Origin of the sequence: Vreelandella piezotolerans (assembly GCF_012427705.1) — a bacterium.
Taxonomy (GTDB): domain Bacteria; phylum Pseudomonadota; class Gammaproteobacteria; order Pseudomonadales; family Halomonadaceae; genus Vreelandella; species Vreelandella piezotolerans.
Genome location: NZ_CP048602.1, coordinates 871,478 through 888,267, shown reverse-complemented (window position 1 = coordinate 888,267; position 16,790 = coordinate 871,478). Strand labels below are relative to the sequence as shown.

The following is a 16,790-nucleotide window of genomic DNA, read 5'->3' as shown; positions in this document are numbered from 1 at the left end:
GCGAGCGGGTCGTGGTAGAACGGCAGCGCCCCTGCAGTATGGCAGGGGCGCTGTTGGAAACACCGTCACGCGTGGGCGATTCTTAGGTGTCCGGCTGCATTTCGGTGGGCTCTGTCTCCACCTGCAGTTCGAACATCCCACTGCCGCTTGCACTGAAGCCACGTGCGCTCACCGTGTAAGTACCAGGCAGTAGCGCCTGCTCCAGGCGAGCATTGGTGCCACCGCCGCTGTCGTCATCAGTATAGGACACGCCTTCGCCATACAGCTCGAGGTACGTATCGAAATCGTTGGACGTCATGGTCAGCGTGACCAGCGAGCTCTCCTCTAGCGTGAGCTGGTAGGTCAACGCTTCACCGCTGTACCAGCCGTTGAGCGTTTCGTCTGGCGTGATCGCGCCGTCGTTACGCAGCTCGACGCCGTTCGGTAGTTCGCGGGGTTCGATGGCCAGGGTGAAAAGTCCACTGTCGGTGCCATAGGCCGTGCGCGCGGTTAGCTGGTAAGAGCCCGGCGCTAGGAAATCTGCAATGCGCGCATCCAAGTTACCGGCGCTGTCATCATCTTCGCGGAAGTAACCGTTGGGGCCTTCGAGTATCAAATAAGCGTCTACATCGCTGGAGCTCATATCGATTTGATACATGCCCGCTTCGTCGATTTCTAAGTCGTACGTTAGGTCTTGGCCACTGAACCAACCGCTTAGCGTCTCGTTGGGCACGACGGTACCGTCGTTACGTAGCTCTCCGTCATCCGGCAGTTCGCGGGGGTCGGCCGCCAAGGTGAACAGGCCATTGCCGTCACCATAGGCCGAGCGTGCGGTCAGGGTGTACTCACCCGGGGCGAGAAAATCGGTAATGCGTGCGTTCAAATTACCGGCGCTGTCGTCATCTTCGCGATAGTAACCGTTGGGGCCTTCCAGCTCGAGGTACGCATCGAAGTCATCCGCGCGCATCTCGATTTGGTACATGCCCGCTTCTTCGATAGTCAGTGTGATCTCGCGCTCGGTGGCATCGAGCCAACTGTCGACGGGGGTGCCCACGGTCATGCTATCCGCATCGCTCAGCTCGATGGTACGGCTGCTGACGTTGAACGGACCATAGCTATGAGCATCGGCACCGCTTACGACGACGATGTAATCGCCACCCTCTTCGATACGATGACGCACCGTCTCTGCGTTAGCCAATAGCTGGAGCTGATCGTCATATAGCGCTACCGTGCCTTGTAGCGCACCGCTCAACGATACCTCGACCAGTGCCTCTTCCTCCAATGAAATGGCATAACGCGTAAAGCGGCTGCCATCTTTGCCATTGAGCTCGCTGGCGGAGGTGATTTCGCCCCGCGAGCGCTCACCCAAGGTGAGATAGTCCAGGCCTTGAAGGGCCGCAGGCATCGCTTCCTGTTCGGTAGTGGTGTCTGCGTCGGGCTCTTCTGACGAGGGGGTCACGCTGGGCAACGTTTGCGCGGCGAAGTAACCAACGGCAGCGCCGCCGACCGCCACAACCAAAAGAGTCAGTGAAGAAGACTTAGCCATAGGGGCATCCTTGTTCATTGGCGAGGGTGGGTTGAGTGATAGTCAATATCAATGATGTTGATAAATTATAAGGCGTCTAACGAGTTAAAGTGAGCGTTTGATGAAAAATATGGCGGCGCTGACGCAGGGTCATTACTCCGATTCATTGGGAGATGCCTAACTTACTGAAACGCAAGGGTGTAGCGCATATTGATAAAAAGCGCAATTATGGGGGTAATTGTGCCGATCTTCTTAAAGCTTGCCGACCCTTGAATGGCAAGCTACTATCCATACGCCTATCGGCACCTCGTCGACGAATGCGGAGTCCGCTTTACGAACCACTGAGGTACTCCTATGGGAGCCCATAAACACCGACTACGAACGACCTGCTTGGCAGTCGCACTGCTTTTTTTGACGGCCAATCAAGCAGTTGCTCATCAAACCAATGCGCAAACTGAGTTACAAGAAGGGGTGGCTTCTTTCTATAGCGACCGCTTCCAAGGGGCCACCACCGCCAGTGGCGAACCCTTCGATCAACAAGCGCTGACTGCAGCGCACCCGAGTCTGCCCTTCGGTACCAAGGTGCTGGTCACCCGCCCCGATACCGGGCAAGAAGTCGAAGTCATGATCAATGATCGTGGCCCGTTCGTAAAAGGACGCGTGATCGACCTTTCTAAACGGGCAGCGCGAGCCCTCGGGATGATTCGCCGAGGTACGGCCCCCGTGATGATCACTCTGGTAGATTAACGGATAACACACCCGCAAGCGTGTGATACCCCTTAAACGATCAGCGCTGCCATGTAGCAGCCCTTGCTGAACAAAGCGGCCCGCTCGGGCCGCTTTTTTATGTGTCTTGGTCACCTGACGAACTTGCAAGCTTGCTAATGGTCTCTACTCTGCAAGGAACACGACGCTTACTTCAATGCAGGAGGCAGCCATGCAATCTCGTTTTTACACGCTTACCGACTATCCCACCGGCTTACCCAAGCGCGAGTTGTTTTCGCTAGAGACCCAGGAGTTACCCGAGTTAGCGGATGGCGAAGTGCGCATTCGTAATCACTGGCTATCGGTCGACCCGTACATGCGAGGCCGAATGTCGGGCATACGCACCTATGTCGCCCCTTTCGAACTGGGCCAACCCATGGAGGGTGGAGCCATCGGTGAAGTCATCGCTTCGAAGCACGCTGACGTCAAGGTGGGCGATAAAGTCAGCCACATGGGGGGCTGGCGCGATATCGCACAATTGTCGGGAGATGGCGTCACAGCGCTGCCCGATTCGAACGTGCCCGACCAAGCCTATCTAGGCGTATTGGGCATGCCCGGTATGACGGCGTGGACAGGCCTCAATCTGATTGCCGAATGCAAGCCGGGCGATAATGTCCTCGTCAGTGCTGCCAGTGGCGCCGTCGGCTCCCTGGCGGTACAGCTGGCCAAAGCAAAAGGCTGTCACGTGGTGGGTATCGCAGGCGCTGCTCACAAGCTTGCCTGGCTAGAGTCGCTGGGCGTCGAGCCGGTCAGCTACCGAGATCGCAGCGCTCAAGAGCTCAGCGATGCCATCAAACTCGCCAGCCCGAATGGTATCGATGTTTATTACGAGAATGTGGGCGGTATCTGCCTCGAAGCGGCACTCAGCCAGCTCAACGAGGGTGCGCGCATTGCCGTCTGCGGCATGATCGATAGCTACAACGCCGAAACGCCTACACCTGGGCCGAGCAACCTGTCGCAATTGGTGGTTCGCAAAGCCAAGATGCAGGGCTTCATCGTCGCCGATCACTGGTCCAGCTATCGCTACTTTTTGAACGAAGTGGCTCCTCAAGTAGCCGATGGCAAACTGGACTACAAAGAGACGATCAAAGAGGGATTGGAGAGCACCCCAGATGCCTTCTTGGCACTCTTCGAGGGCGGCAATACCGGTAAGATGCTGGTCAAGCTATCGGCCTGATCACCCCGCTTTCCAGCCCATTACGCTAGGTTAAATCTGCTCCTCATCTCTTTTAACCTCGCCATGCCGCGCTATGTTGAATAGCGCGGCGTTTTTATGGGCATTAATTAGCCAGCAAATCATTAGACCAAAAGCGAATTGATTATTAAAATCACAGCCAATCAATGTGTGTTTTAACCCATCGGCGTTGCCGATGGGTTAGGGCACGTTGTGGAGCCGCCGCACACCTTGACCGGCAAGCGGCATCAACTCGTTGTTAACAGGGGTTTACCTCATGGATGAACACACACGTGCTCGCAGCAAATGGCCAGCGCTACTGCTGGGCTTGCTGCTGGCGTTAGCTGGCATCGCCCTGGCCGTGGGTGGCGTTAAGCTGCTCATGCTAGGCGGCAGCGCTTACTACGTCATCGCGGGGATCGCCGTGGCCGTCGCCGGACTGCTGCTTGCCCTGCGCAAAGGCGCAGCGCTTTGGCTGTACGCCCTCATTTTGTTCGCCACCCTGGGATGGGCGCTCTGGGAAGTCGGCCTAGACTGGTGGCAGTTGGTCCCCAGGGTCGCCATTCCATGCCTCATCGGCCTCATCATGCTTTTGCCATGGTGGCGCAAACCGCTCAACTCGCGCGGTGGCAGTCTCGCCCTTATGGCCAGCATTGGCGCCGCTATCATCGTCGCCATCGCCAGCCAGTTTAGCTACCCAGGCACCATCGAGGGCAGCATCGAGTCCGCCAATAACACCGAAGCCGTCAACCCGGCCCAGGTCGCGGGTGACGATTGGCCTGCCTACGGCGGTACTAATGCTGGTACCCACTATTCGTCACTCGACCAAATTACGCCCGAGAACGTTAGCGAGCTGGAAGAGGTGTGGCGCATTCAAACCGGCGATGAGCCTGGCCCCAATGCGCCGCCGGAAATCACCAACCAGAATACGCCGCTGAAAGTGAACGACAGTCTGTACATCTGCACGTCGCATAGCCGTGCCATGGCGCTGTCACCGGAAACCGGCGAAACTCTGTGGGAGTTCGATCCCAATATCAGCACCATGGGTGCCGACGACTTCTCCGGCTGGGCCCACATGACCTGCCGCGGCCTCGCCTATTACGATGCTGCAAACTACGCAGCCGAGCGCACCGAAAGCAGCCCGAACGATGACACTACGTCACCCGCCGACGATACCGCTTCGGCGCGCTCGCTGTTCGATGATGGCAGCCAGTTCGATCTGGATCTAGCCTTTCTGCTTTTCATCAGTGGTTTGGCCGATGATTCCTCGCTGGCATCCGACGATGACGCTGCCATGCTCAGCGCCACGGACGTGATGTGCCCGCGCAGGCTCTATTTGCCGACGGCCGATGCCCGTCTGATTGCGCTGAATGCCGATACCGGCGAGCGCTGCGAAAGCTTTGGCAACAACGGCGAGATCGATCTTACCAATAACATTGGTGAATTCGCCCCTGGCGGCTACTATTCCACCTCGCCGGCCACGGTGACGGAAGATTTGGTCATTTTGGGCGGTCATGTCACCGATAATAGCTCCATCGACGAGCCCTCCGGCGTGATTCGCGCTTTCGACGTGCACACAGGCGAGCTGGTGTGGAACTGGGACAGCGGCAACCCCGATAACACCGCCCCACTCGACGAGGGTGACACCTATACCCGCGGCTCTCCCAACGTTTGGGCCCCCATCAGCGTCGATGAAGAATTAGGGCTGGTGTATCTGCCCATGGGCAACGCCACGCCGGATCAGTACGGTGCCGATCGCTCTGAAAACGATGAAACGTATAGCGCAGGACTCGTAGCGCTGAATCTGGACGACGGCCAAGTGGCCTGGGTTTACCAATTCGTTCACCACGACCTGTGGGACATGGATACCCCGGCTCAGCCGGTTCTGATCGACCTAGCAACGGCTAACGGCACCCAGCCCGCCGTGATTCAGCCCACCAAGCAGGGCAGCCTTTACGTCCTCAACCGGGAAACCGGCGAGCCGATCGTGCCGATCGACGAAGTGCCCGCGCCGCAGGGGGCCATCGACGGCGACTGGACCGCAGAGACACAGCCTCGCTCAGCGCTGAACCTGCTACCACCGCCGCTCACCGAACGGGATATGTGGGGCGCATCACCCTTCGATCAAATGATGTGCCGCATCCAGTTCCGCTCGCTGCGTTACGAAGGCCAGTACACGCCGCCCTCCTTGGAAGGCAGCATCGTTTACCCGGGTAATGTGGGGGTAATGAACTGGGGTGGCGTTGCGGTCGATCCTGAGCGCCAGGCGCTGTTTACCGGTGCGAAGTACCTCGCGTTCGTATCGACACTGGTCCCCCGCGACCAAGTAGAAGAGGGCCAGGGCTCCGCCAGCGAGCAGGGCCTACAGCCCAACGAAGGCGCGCCCTATGCGGTAGAGCTAGGCCCGCTGCTTTCCGTACTGGGCTTACCCTGCCAAGCGCCCTCCTGGGGCGATGTGGCGGGTATCGACCTGCAAGAGGCGCAAGTGGTGTGGAAACATCGTAACGGTACTACCCGCGACAGTATGCCTTTTGACCTGCCGATTGGGTTGAACGTCGGCGTTCCCGCCTTGGGCGGCCCGCTGACCACCGCTGGCGGCGTCTCTTTCTTGAGTGGGACGCTGGATCAGTACTTGCGCGGCTACGACATCACCACGGGTGAAGAGCTTTATAAAGCGCGCCTACCCGCCGGTGGTCAGGCCACGCCGATGACCTATACCGGCGCCGACGGTCGTCAGTACGTGGTGGTGACGGCGGGCGGTCACGGTACCTTTGGTACCAAGATGGGTGACTACGTGATTGGCTACGCGTTACCGCAGTAACCGCTCGCTCCACGGAGTCAGCTAGATAGACAAGGGGCGGCCATGGGCCGCCCTTTTCGTGTTATGCGGCAGTCTAAAGCGTCGTCAGTTTTAAAAACTCAGCTCTAGGCCACCGTAGACGCTGCGCCCTGGAGCAGGTTCGTAAAAGCGCCCAAAGGTGCCGTTCAAGCGCACGTTTGAGTAGTGCTCTTCATCCAGCAGGTTACGCAGGCCCACGTAAGCGCTTAGTCGCGTCTGTGGGCTCAGCTGCCAGCCGTCGCCTACCCGCAGGTTCACCAGCCAGTAGCTATCCACCGCCGTCTGGTTGGCGTTGTCGGCCACCAAATCGCCCACATACTCGGTCTCCAGCGTGGCAAAACGCTCGCCGAGGTTCTCCCAGGTGAGCTGGCTCACCCAGGTTTGCTCCGGCAACCCAGGTATGCGGTTGCCATCGAAACGCTCAGAAGGCGTGGCAAACTCATCGAACTCGTAGCGCGCCAGGGTGAGCGCGCTGTCCAAGCGCCACTGGTCGGCCAACTGCCAGCCCAGCGCCAGCTCGACACCATCACGATTGGTATCCCCGGCGTTCTGGTAGAACGTGCGGCCGCCTTCGTCGTAGGGCACCAGCTCATCGCGCACGCGGACGGAGAAGAACGCCACATCGTAATCCAGCGCCAGCGGTGCGATGTAACCACGCAGCCCCACTTCACGGTTCCAGGCTTTTTGCGGTTCCACGCTAGGATTAAAGCCACCCCCTGCCGGGTTGGCAAACTCAGAGAACGTGGGGGTCTCAAAGGCCGTGCCGGTGTTGATATACGCCTGATGCTGCGGGCGGTAGCGGTAACTCAGCCCGGCAGAGCCGCTCCACTCGTTAAAGGTGCGCTGGCCACTCTGGTCACCGTCGGCGGCAAAATCGTCATCCACATCGAGATCCACCCGATCAAACCGCGCGCCCAACGACAGCGTCAGCGGCTCAGACAGCGCTATATCTCCCTGGGCAAACACGCCAGTGGAGGTCGCGGTTTGGGTTTCATCGGCGAGCGGCTCGCCCACCGCCCCTTGCGAATTCACAGCGTTACGGAAGCGCTCGTCTTTCTGACGCGCGGCATCCACCCCGACGATGTAATTCAGCGGCAGGCTGCCTAGCGTGACTTCATGGTGATACTCGGCGCTGGCCCCCATGTAATCGCGCTGATAACCCAAGCGGCTGCTGCCCACGAACGGCAGCTGCTGCTCGAAATCCCGTTGGGCGATGAAGCCTTTCAGATACAGCTCCCCATCTCCGGCCGCTAAATCCTCATACTGCAGCCCGATCAACTGCTGGTCGACGGTTTGACCGGCATCCAACGCCAGCGAGTTCGGTGCGGCTTGGTCGCGCCCTTCGGCAACCTCGCGGGCGTTGAGCGCGCCGGGGTCTTCCGAGCGAGGGTTATCCAGCAAGTTGATGATGGCGGTGAGTGCTCGATCACTGCCCAACTCACGGCGCAGCTTGGCATTGAGTAGATACTTCTCGGTAGAACTCTGCTCCCGGTAGCCATCCACGTTCAGCGCGGTGAGGCTGATATGGTGCGACCAATCCCCCTGTACGCCACCATTTTGCAGCGCCACTTTCTGATACCCATCGCTTCCAGCGCCTACACGCAGCCGCGTGCCAGGGTTGTCGCGCCCGTCAGCGGTGGTAATGTCGATCACCCCTCCCGCCGCGTTGCCATACAGCACGGACGACGGCCCACGAATCACCTCGATGCGCTCGGCGCTGTCCAGATCGATGGCGTCCAACTGGGCCTGCCCATCCGGCAACGTATAAGGGATGCCGTCCACCATGACCGTAATGCCCCGCACCCCAAACGGCGCACGGGCACCAAAGCCACGAATCGAGATACGTTGCCCCTGGGCAAAGTTATCGCGATTCTGCAGGAACACGCCCGGCACGCGATCGAGCGACTCATCCAGGCGCACCCGCTGCTGGCCTTGGGCAATGGCATCGCGATCGATGGTTGAAACAGCGGCCGGCGTGGCATAGAGCTCTCGCGACAACCGAGGCGCGTTGACTTCGACGGTGGGGAGCGCGGCCTGGGTCGCGGTTTGCGCCCATACGGGCGTTGTTAGAGCCGAGCTAATGAGCAGCAGCGAAGGGGTGAAGTAGCGATTCATGGCATCCTTTCCAAACGATATTCAAGTGAATAATCAGCGCTCTAGCGCTCTGTAGGGAACAATCAAACGGTAACGTAGTCATACAGCCAAGTGGCTCGTTCGCCAAGTGACTGGATTCGCTCTACACTGGCGCAAGGGTGATTTCACCTTCATCGTGTAAGCAAAGGAGGCTACATGGCATTTACCGCGACTGACCCGATCAAGATGATTTTTGCAGTGATCTTTCCCCCACTCGGGGTATTTTTCGAGGTCGGCTTTAAGGGACATTTCTGGCTCAACATCCTGCTGACGCTCTTTGGCTTCATTCCAGGCATCATCCACGCCTTCTACGTCATTCTTAAGCACTAGCCACTCGTGACGTATTGAGTTTAACAAACGCCGCCTTGCCTTGCGCAAAGCGGCGTTCTCTTTTAACCCTAGTTCTCTTTAACCCTAGCTGATACGGCTCGGTTACTTGCCGTGCAAACGGCGATGCAAAGCGTGAACCTGCTCGTCCAGGCCAGGTACCGGACCTTCTACCGTAAGCCCTGGCACTACTTCGTTGATCGATAGCGTTGCCACGGGCGGTGCGGCCACGCCCCACTCGGCGAGCCACTGACATAACTGTTCGGTCGAACTGACGTAAACAATGCGCCCCAGCCCCACCCAGCCATGGGCGGCCGCGCACATGGGGCAATGTTCACCCGAGGTATACACCGTCGCAGCCGCACGCGCTTCCGGCGTGAGATGATTCGCCGCCCAACGCGCTAGAGCAAATTCAGGGTGCTGCGTCGCGTCACCGCCAGCAATGCGGTTGCGGTCTTCCGCCAGTATCTCGCCTTGAGCGCTGACCAATACGCTGCCAAAAGGCTCGTCTCCCGCATCGAGCGCCTCTTCAGCTAGTACCACGGCACGCTGCAAATAACGATACTCACGTTCGTGAATCATGGTGTACTCCTATCGTCAAAACGCGTATCAACCGTTTTCCGCCGCCTGACCGCCCGCTTCGTCAGGCGTTTCAGCGAGTGAATGCCCTTCACTTTTGGCAATCACGGAGGTACCCACCAAATCCCCCGTGACATTCAACGCCGTTGCCCCCATGCCGACCAACGCATCGATGGCAGTGAGTAGCGCCACGGTTTCAATGGGCAGCCCCACTTGCGCGAACACGGTGGCGATCATGATAATGCCCGCACCCGGCACCCCGGCGGTGCCCACCGTGACCAGCGTACCAATCAGTACGATTTGCACCATGCTCATGAAGTCGAGAGGAGCTCCCATGACGTTGGCGGCAAACACCGCTGAAATGGCAATACGGATGGCGGCACCGTCCATATTGAGCGTTGCCCCCAGCGGCAAGCTAAAGCCATAAATGCTTTTCGGAATGCCCAGCCGCTGTGCGGCGTTGATCGTGATGGGTAACGTACCGGAGCTACTTTGGGTTGCGAATGCAGTGGCCATCGGCGTGCGCGCCTCACCGAAAAAGGTGCGCAACCTCACACCGAACAGCAGCATGACCGCACAGTAAATCAATAGCTGCGCTCCGAGTGCGATATACAGCACCATTACCATATCGCCCAACGACAGCAGTGTTTCCATACCCTGCTGGCTCACCGTTTCGGCAACGATGGCAAAAACGCCAATGGGCACAAAATGCAGCACGCCCGACATCACTTTGAGCGTGACGGCATTCAGCCCCTCGATCACTTGGTAAAGCTGCTCACCCAGCGCATGCTGCTGCTCCGACTGACGCATTTTGAGCAGCGCAATACCAAACACCAGCGCGGTAAAGATGATGCCCAGCATATTGAGCTCGGCAAAGGCACCCACGATGTTGTTCGGCACGATGTTGAGCAGAGCATCGATCACGCCAGGGTTGTCGGGCACCGAAAAACTCGCGCTGTCGTTGAGCGTCATGCCGCTGCCCGGGCTAAATAGAGTGGCAACGGTCAGCCCCACCGTAATGGCCAGCGCAGAAGAGCCTAAGTAGTAGAGGAACACCTTACCGCCCACACGGCCGGCACTGCCTTCCCGTGATTGGTTCACCCCAACCATGAGGGTGAACAGCACGATGGGAACGATCAGAAACGTCAGTAGCCGGAGCAGTAAATCCCCCACGGGCGCTAGCCAAACGGTCACTTCGTCACCACCCACGATGCCCACCAGCACGCCCAGTATCAGCGCAATCGTCACACGGAGGATGAGCGATGCTTGAAGATAGCGCTTCCAGAGATATGTCATTGAATGTCCTGTCCAGATAAATCCGTGGAACCTACCATGCCATGAACCATCACTATGAATGGCTGACATAGAGAGCGATAGCGCGTGAGCATGTCACGTAGGTGAAATAGCTTAGCACGGCCCCTTTGACCACACGCACAGCCTCCTTCACGAACGCTGCCGATCTACTGAACTTGGAGCTTTGATGAACCGCATCAACCCCAACAAGTTACACCACAGCAAATGGACTGCCGTGACTCCCCGACATAAGGAGAAACACTTCATCGTGACGCAACTGCTCCGTGACGAGGAGGAAAATGTCGTTGACGTGGTGCTTGAAGCGGTGCACTCCCACCGAGAAAGCACGCTGCCCTGGCAAGCACTCAAAGATGCCAGCATTTGGAAGATGGGCTGGAAATGATTGACGCTCAGCGGTCATCGTAAAATAAACGCGAAAGGCTTTGACCTAACCCTGGAAGCATGACACTGTAGCGCCAGTGGTTAGCAAGCAGCATGGTTTCAGAAGCGTACGATCTTTTTCGGCTGCCTGATCTTGTATTCCTTGTTTCACCCGCTACTTCATCTGGGTCATACCAGGAACTTTACGACAGCGCATTCGCGCAAAAGGATCTACACAATGGCAACTGGCACAGTTAAATGGTTCAACGACACCAAAGGCTTCGGCTTCATCGCTCCTTCTGACGGTGGTGACGACCTGTTTGCACACTTCTCCGAAATTCAGGCCGACGGCTTCAAAACCCTGCAAGAAGGCGCTAACGTCTCCTTCGACGTTACCCAGGGCAAAAAAGGCCTTCAGGCGTCTAACATCAAGCAAATCTCCTAAGTTCTATCGCTTTCGATAGCACTGATAAGATTGCTAGAACCTTTGCCCTCTAGGTGAACGGTTCAACAAAAAGGCCCGCCTCGGCGGGCCTTTTTGCGTTTATACGTCAATCCCTCTCCCATACGGTGAGCTGGGCATCGATCGTGAGCGTCAGCTGATCTAAAGCAGCCGCTTTTTCGCGCCCCTCCGCACTGGCACGATACAAATGTGGCGTCATGGTCAGCAAATCGCGGATAACGTCTCCCCCTTCTAACGAAATAGCGTAGCAAATCTGCTCGGAAGCGCGGCGGGCAAACCCTTCCGGTACGTTGGTTTCTTTCTCACGAGTAGGTTTTAAGGTGGGGTAAATAATGTTCCGTAGCTCGCGCAGGTGCTGCGGCCCCGCGTCAACCTGAATCAGCTGCCCGCCCGTTTTAAGCACACACGCAAACTCGCTATACACCGGAAAGCCAAACATGCACAGCACGCTATCCACGCTTGCCGACTGAATCGGCAATTGGGCATTACTGCCGACAACCCAGCGACAAATGGGTGCCTGTTTATCGTCCTGCTTCGCCGCCGACTGCACCGCCCACTTCGAGATATCCAGCCCCAATAGTGACAGCGCCTGCGACTCGGGAACGTTGTGGGCCAACTGGCGTAAGTAGTACCCCTCGCCACAGCCAGCATCCAGGCAGCAATACGTCTCTGCCTGTGTCTGATCGGCGTGGCTCACGACCGCCTGGCTAAGCGCCTCGGCAATGGGCGCATACTCACCCGCCGCCAAAAAACGCTGACGTGCCGCCACCATGGCTTTGCTGTCGCCGGGGTCGGTGGAACGCTTCTGCTGAACGGGCAGCAAATTCACGTACCCCTGTTTGGCCACATCGAAACTGTGGTTTGACGCACACCGCCAGGTGCCGCCTTCCAAATGGAGCGGTTCGCCGTCTAACGGGCAGGCCAGAGCCTGAAAAGGGGATCGATGGGTCACAAAGAAGTCTCGTTAGGGCGTTTGTTGGGCATGGCAGTGCGGGACACATCTTTAAATAGCGTGGACTGCCACTGACGCACCGCCAGCACCGAGGTGGTGCCAAAGCGCTGTTGCAGGGGCAGGTTGCTTTCTCGTTCGCACAGCGCGTGAAACTCATTGGCTAGGCGCTGCATGATCTGCTGCCATTCGGCGCTGCCCGCCTGGGAGAGCAGGCCATTGAGCACCATGAGCTTTTCGGTATCGCGATCGAACCGCGACTGAAAAAACTCGGTGGCGATGTGCTGCTGGAAAAATTGCTGAATCGGACCGCCGGGGCGCCAGCGAAAATTCGCCGCCACCCGTCGACGAATACGATTGCTTGGCAGCAGCTCGATGAGCTTCAACTGCTCGAGGGTCAGCAAATGGCGAATGCACTGCACCTCGCTCAGCCGATATTGGTGGTGAATCTCTTCGAAGCGATAGCCGTTGATCACACATACCGCCACCAAAAACAGCTCACGGTCGTCGACGATGCGCTGCTCTTGCGCTTGGGTCAATTCCTGCACCCGCTGCTCATCGGCGTGCATGGCGCTGATCAATTCAGAAAATTCCAGATTGAGCCGGTCGCAAATTATTTCCAAGCGCTCTAAGGTAACGTGCTTATCTGCGAACAGCCGCTTCACCGACGCTTCGCTCAGTTCAAGCCACCGCGCCACATCGGCATAGGTGTAACCTTGGGCGCGCAGTTGGCGCTTCAACGTATCGATAAGCGCGCTGGTTTGGCTCACAGGGCCTCCGACACGTGGAAAAGTAGCGTATAACGATACCGGAAAGCCCCCATAACGCAACTTGAACGGTGAGTATTGCAACGCTCACCCCATTTGCCGACAGTGCCTACACTTTCGGCGATTAAGGCGACACACCATGCAACCTTTGCTGCGCATTGCAGGCGCTTGGCCCTACTTGATGGCCATTTTTCTCAACGCTTTCGTAGATCTCGGGCATAAAATCGTCATTCAGAATACGATTTTCAAAAGCTATGATGGCGCGACTCAAGTCGTGCTCACCGCCTTGGTGAACGCGCTGATTCTGCTGCCGTTCATTTTGCTATTCAGCCCGGCAGGCCATGTGGCCGACAGCACGCCCAAAGTACGCGTGCTCAGGCTCTCCGCCTGGGCGGCGGTAGCGGTATCGCTAGGCATCACGGCTGCCTATTACCAAGGCTGGTTTTGGCTTGCCTTTGCAATGACGCTGCTGCTGGCCATTCAGTCGGCGTTCTATTCGCCCGCCAAGTACGGCTTAGTGAAAGGACTGTTTGGTAAACCGAGGCTCGCCGAAGCCAACGGGCTCGTTCAGGCGGTGACCATTGGTGCCATTCTGGCCGGAACGGTGGCATTCACCGCCCTTTTCGAACACTGGGTGACGTCTAGCGTCCACACGCCAGGTGAGCTGTTACGCAATATTGCCCCGCTGGGCTGGCTGCTGGTGCTTAATAGCGGCCTGCAGGTCGTCGCTCTTTATCGGCTCAAGCCGGACGACGCGCAGCCGGCGGCTACCCCGCTCACCTGGGCCCGTTACCGTAGCGGCGCCGCGCTGAAAGAGAATTTAAGCATTCTTGCCCATCAGCCTGTGCTACGGCTCTCCATCATTGGCTTAGCGACGTTCTGGTCGGTCGGGCAAGTGCTGCTGGCCGCCTTCCCCGCTTATGCCAAAGAGGCGCTCAGCATCGAGAACACGCTGGTGCTACAAGCCATTCTCGCCGCCAGCGGTATCGGCATCGCCCTGGGCTCGCTGTTAGCCAGCAGGCTCTCCCGCAATCGCATCGAAACCGGCTTAATACCTCTGGGGGCCGTGGGCGTCGCGGTGGGATTGTGGTGCTTGCCGTTGTTCACGACGCCCACGAGCCAAGCGCTGAACTTCGTGTTCATTGGCATGATGGGCGGGCTGTTTATCGTGCCGCTCAACGCCTTGATTCAGTTTCATGCGGCAGACCACGAGCTAGGCACGGTACTCGCGGCCAATAACTGGATACAAAACCTCTCGATGCTGGGCTTTTTGGTGCTCACTGCACTGTTTGCGCTGGCAGGCGTGGACAGCCATTACTTGCTGCTGTTGGTCGCTAGCGTGGCAATGGTGGGCGGTGGCTATACGATTTTCAAACTGCCCCAGAGCCTAGTGCGCTTCATGTTGAGCTTTTTGCTCACCCGTCGCTATAAAGTGGACGTTCACGGGCTCGAGAATCTGCCCGCCCAGGGTGGCGTGCTACTGCTGGGCAATCACATTAGCTGGGTAGACTGGGCCATGGTGCAAATTGCCAGCCCGCGCCCGGTACGCTTCGTCATGCTGAAAAGCATTTATCAGCGTTGGTACTTGCGTTGGTTTTTCAAAGCGCTGGGCTGCATTCCCATCGAGCGCGGCGCTGGGGCAGAGAACGCCCTGGCCGCCGTTGCCGAACAGCTCAACGCCGGTGAAGTGGTGTGTCTGTTTCCCGAAGGAGCGATCAGCCGCAACGGCCAGCTCGGCGAGCTGCGCCGTGGTTATGAGCGTGCTTGTCAACAGACCCACCCAGACGTGCGCATCGTGCCATTTTATCTGCGCGGCTTGTGGGGCAGCCAGTTCTCACGCTCGTCGAGCAAGCTCAAAGAGCTACGTAACGCGCCGCTGCACCGCTCGGTCGTCGTCGCTTTTGGCAAACCGCTGCCTAACAACACGCCTGCCGATGTGTTGAAGAGGCGCATTTTCGAGCAAGCCACCCGCTCCTGGCAGCATGCCATCGATGAGCTCCCCACACTGCCCAGCGCTTGGATTCGCAGCGTCAAGCGCCGTCCCAGGGCAGCGGCGTTGGCCGACACCTTGAGTCGCCCGCTCAACGCAGGCCAAGCGCTCACTGCAAGCCTGCTGCTCGCCAAGCGCTTTCGCCATCGCAGCGTCAATGAATCGACGCTTGGCCTACTGCTGCCTACCAGCACCGCCGGGGTGCTGGCCAATATGGCTACGCTGCTGGCGGGCAAAACGCTGGTGAACTTGAACTACACCACTAGCCAAGCCGCCCTGGCCTACGCGCTGCAGCAAGCCGATATACGTACCGTCGTGACCTCGCGGCGCTTCGTGGAAAAACTGAGCCAGCGGGGGCTGGCGGTCGACGTACTCCTGGAAGGCCAGCAGGTGCTCTACTTGGAAGACTTGCAGGCAGGCTTCTCCCGATTGGAACGCATCGGAACGTTTCTTGCCGTACGCCTGCTGCCCGCTTGGTTGTTACAAGCGCTGTTCTGCTATAGCCGGGATGCGGACGCCACGGCGGCTATTCTGTTCTCCAGCGGTAGTGAAGGACAGCCAAAAGGCGTCATGCTCAGCCACCGTAACTTGATGGCCAATATCAAACAGACCTCCGACGTGCTCAATACCCAGCACGACGATGTGGTGATGGCCTCGCTGCCGCTCTTTCACGCATTCGGCTTTACCGTCACCCAGTTACTCCCACTGATAGAGGGGCTGCCGCTCGTCAGTCATCCCGACCCTACCGATGTCTCGGGTGTTGCCAACGCGGTCGCCAAACACAGCGCCACCATCATGTTCGGTACGTCCAGCATGCTGCGACTGTTCAACCGCAGTTCGAAGGTCACGCCCGATAGGCTCAAGAGCCTGCGCGTGGTGGTCGCCGGGGCAGAAAAACTCGACGATCGCGTGCGTGAAGGGTTTGCGGAAAAATTCGGCAAAGCTATTTATGAAGGCTACGGCGCGACGGAAACCGCCCCCGTGGCGGCCGTCAATCTGCCCGACGCCGCAGGCGTTCACTACCAGCAGGTACAAAAAGGCAATAAGCCCGGCACCGTCGGTATGCCGCTCCCCGGCACCAGCATCAAGGTCGTCGATCCTAAGAGCTTCGAGGAGCTGCCCACCCTTGAGCCAGGCATGATCGTGATCAGCGGGCCACAGGTAATGCAGGGGTATCTCGACGACCCTCAGCGTACCGAGCAGGCACTCAAAACCGTCGACGGTCAACGCTGGTACGTCACTGGCGATAAAGGCTTCATCGATGAAGATGGCTTTTTGACGCTCATCGACCGCTACACGCGTTTTGCGAAAATCGGCGGCGAAATGGTGAGCCTCAGCGCCGTCGAAACCGCCGTCAAGGCGGTCATCGAGGATCCTGACACGCCAATGATGGCCGTCAGCCTGCCCGATGCCAACAAAGGCGAACGGATCGTCCTACTGAGCGAAGCCGCGCTAGATGCCAAAACGCTCAAGAGTGCGCTCCGCCAGCAAGGCACGTCCGCGCTGATGATCCCCAGTGACTGGCTCACCGTGGAAGAGATACCTCGCTTGGGGTCAGGAAAAGCCGACTTTGCAGGCGCAAAACGGCTTGCCGAGACGCAACTGGCCTCTTAGGTCAGACAATCT

The 16,790-nt window shown here is 58.3% G+C and carries 13 protein-coding genes; 7 read left to right on the top strand and 6 right to left on the bottom strand.

Features of this window, described 5'->3' with window-relative positions; translation table 11 throughout:
- Nucleotides 1-82: 82 nt before the first annotated feature.
- Nucleotides 83-1,525 carry a hypothetical protein gene (locus GYM47_RS04100; RefSeq protein WP_153842189.1) on the bottom strand — a complete coding sequence of 481 codons (1,443 nt, stop codon included), beginning with the start codon at nucleotides 1,523-1,525 and terminating at the stop codon, nucleotides 83-85.
- 333 nt (nucleotides 1,526-1,858) lie between these two features.
- Here GYM47_RS04100 and GYM47_RS04095 point away from each other — a divergent pair, with 333 nt between their 5' ends.
- The 3 genes from GYM47_RS04095 (at nucleotide 1,859) to GYM47_RS04085 (ending at nucleotide 6,264) form a co-directional block, all read left to right on the top strand.
- Nucleotides 1,859-2,251, top strand: a complete 393-nt coding sequence (locus GYM47_RS04095; protein WP_044629795.1) for a septal ring lytic transglycosylase RlpA family protein — start codon at nucleotides 1,859-1,861, stop codon at nucleotides 2,249-2,251.
- Between the two features lie 190 nt (nucleotides 2,252-2,441).
- Complete coding sequence (locus GYM47_RS04090; protein WP_153842188.1) at nucleotides 2,442-3,446, top strand: NADP-dependent oxidoreductase; 1,005 nt, start codon at nucleotides 2,442-2,444, stop codon at nucleotides 3,444-3,446.
- 274 nt (nucleotides 3,447-3,720) lie between these two features.
- A complete protein-coding gene (locus GYM47_RS04085; RefSeq protein ID WP_153842187.1) occupies nucleotides 3,721-6,264 on the top strand; it encodes a glucose/quinate/shikimate family membrane-bound PQQ-dependent dehydrogenase in 2,544 nt (847 codons plus the stop codon).
- A gap of 90 nt (nucleotides 6,265-6,354) precedes the next feature.
- On the opposite strand, the gene GYM47_RS04080 is transcribed toward GYM47_RS04085, so the two are convergent.
- A complete protein-coding gene (locus tag GYM47_RS04080) occupies nucleotides 6,355-8,397 on the bottom strand; it encodes a TonB-dependent receptor family protein (RefSeq protein ID WP_153842186.1) in 2,043 nt (680 codons plus the stop codon).
- 174 nt (nucleotides 8,398-8,571) lie between these two features.
- Here GYM47_RS04080 and GYM47_RS04075 point away from each other — a divergent pair, with 174 nt between their 5' ends.
- Nucleotides 8,572-8,745, top strand: a complete 174-nt coding sequence (locus GYM47_RS04075; protein ID WP_044629799.1) for a YqaE/Pmp3 family membrane protein — start codon at nucleotides 8,572-8,574, stop codon at nucleotides 8,743-8,745.
- 102 nt (nucleotides 8,746-8,847) lie between these two features.
- On the opposite strand, the gene GYM47_RS04070 is transcribed toward GYM47_RS04075, so the two are convergent.
- Nucleotides 8,848-9,324: a nucleoside deaminase gene (locus tag GYM47_RS04070; RefSeq protein ID WP_153842185.1), complete on the bottom strand. Its 477-nt coding sequence runs from the start codon at nucleotides 9,322-9,324 to the stop codon at nucleotides 8,848-8,850.
- A gap of 27 nt (nucleotides 9,325-9,351) precedes the next feature.
- Nucleotides 9,352-10,617 (bottom strand): dicarboxylate/amino acid:cation symporter, encoded by a 1,266-nt coding sequence (locus GYM47_RS04065; RefSeq protein WP_153842184.1) that lies wholly within the window; start codon nucleotides 10,615-10,617, stop codon nucleotides 9,352-9,354.
- Nucleotides 10,618-10,801: 184 nt separating this feature from the next.
- Between GYM47_RS04065 and GYM47_RS04060 the strand changes: the two genes are divergently transcribed.
- Nucleotides 10,802-11,017, top strand: coding sequence for a TIGR02450 family Trp-rich protein (locus GYM47_RS04060; RefSeq protein WP_054641275.1), 216 nt, complete (start codon nucleotides 10,802-10,804; stop codon nucleotides 11,015-11,017).
- Nucleotides 11,018-11,233: 216 nt separating this feature from the next.
- Nucleotides 11,234-11,440 carry a cold-shock protein gene (locus tag GYM47_RS04055; RefSeq protein ID WP_054641274.1) on the top strand — a complete coding sequence of 69 codons (207 nt, stop codon included), beginning with the start codon at nucleotides 11,234-11,236 and terminating at the stop codon, nucleotides 11,438-11,440.
- Nucleotides 11,441-11,546: 106 nt separating this feature from the next.
- Here the strand turns inward: GYM47_RS04055 and GYM47_RS04050 are convergent, their stop codons facing one another.
- Nucleotides 11,547-12,410, bottom strand: a complete 864-nt coding sequence (locus tag GYM47_RS04050; RefSeq protein WP_153842183.1) for a putative RNA methyltransferase — start codon at nucleotides 12,408-12,410, stop codon at nucleotides 11,547-11,549.
- Nucleotides 12,407-13,177: a helix-turn-helix domain-containing protein gene (locus GYM47_RS04045; RefSeq protein WP_153842182.1), complete on the bottom strand. Its 771-nt coding sequence runs from the start codon at nucleotides 13,175-13,177 to the stop codon at nucleotides 12,407-12,409. Before GYM47_RS04045 ends, GYM47_RS04050 begins: the two co-directional genes overlap by 4 nt.
- A 136-nt stretch (nucleotides 13,178-13,313) precedes the next feature.
- Between GYM47_RS04045 and GYM47_RS04040 the strand changes: the two genes are divergently transcribed.
- Nucleotides 13,314-16,778: an acyl-[ACP]--phospholipid O-acyltransferase gene (locus tag GYM47_RS04040; protein WP_153842181.1), complete on the top strand. Its 3,465-nt coding sequence runs from the start codon at nucleotides 13,314-13,316 to the stop codon at nucleotides 16,776-16,778.
- The last annotated feature ends 12 nt before the right edge of the window (nucleotides 16,779-16,790 follow it).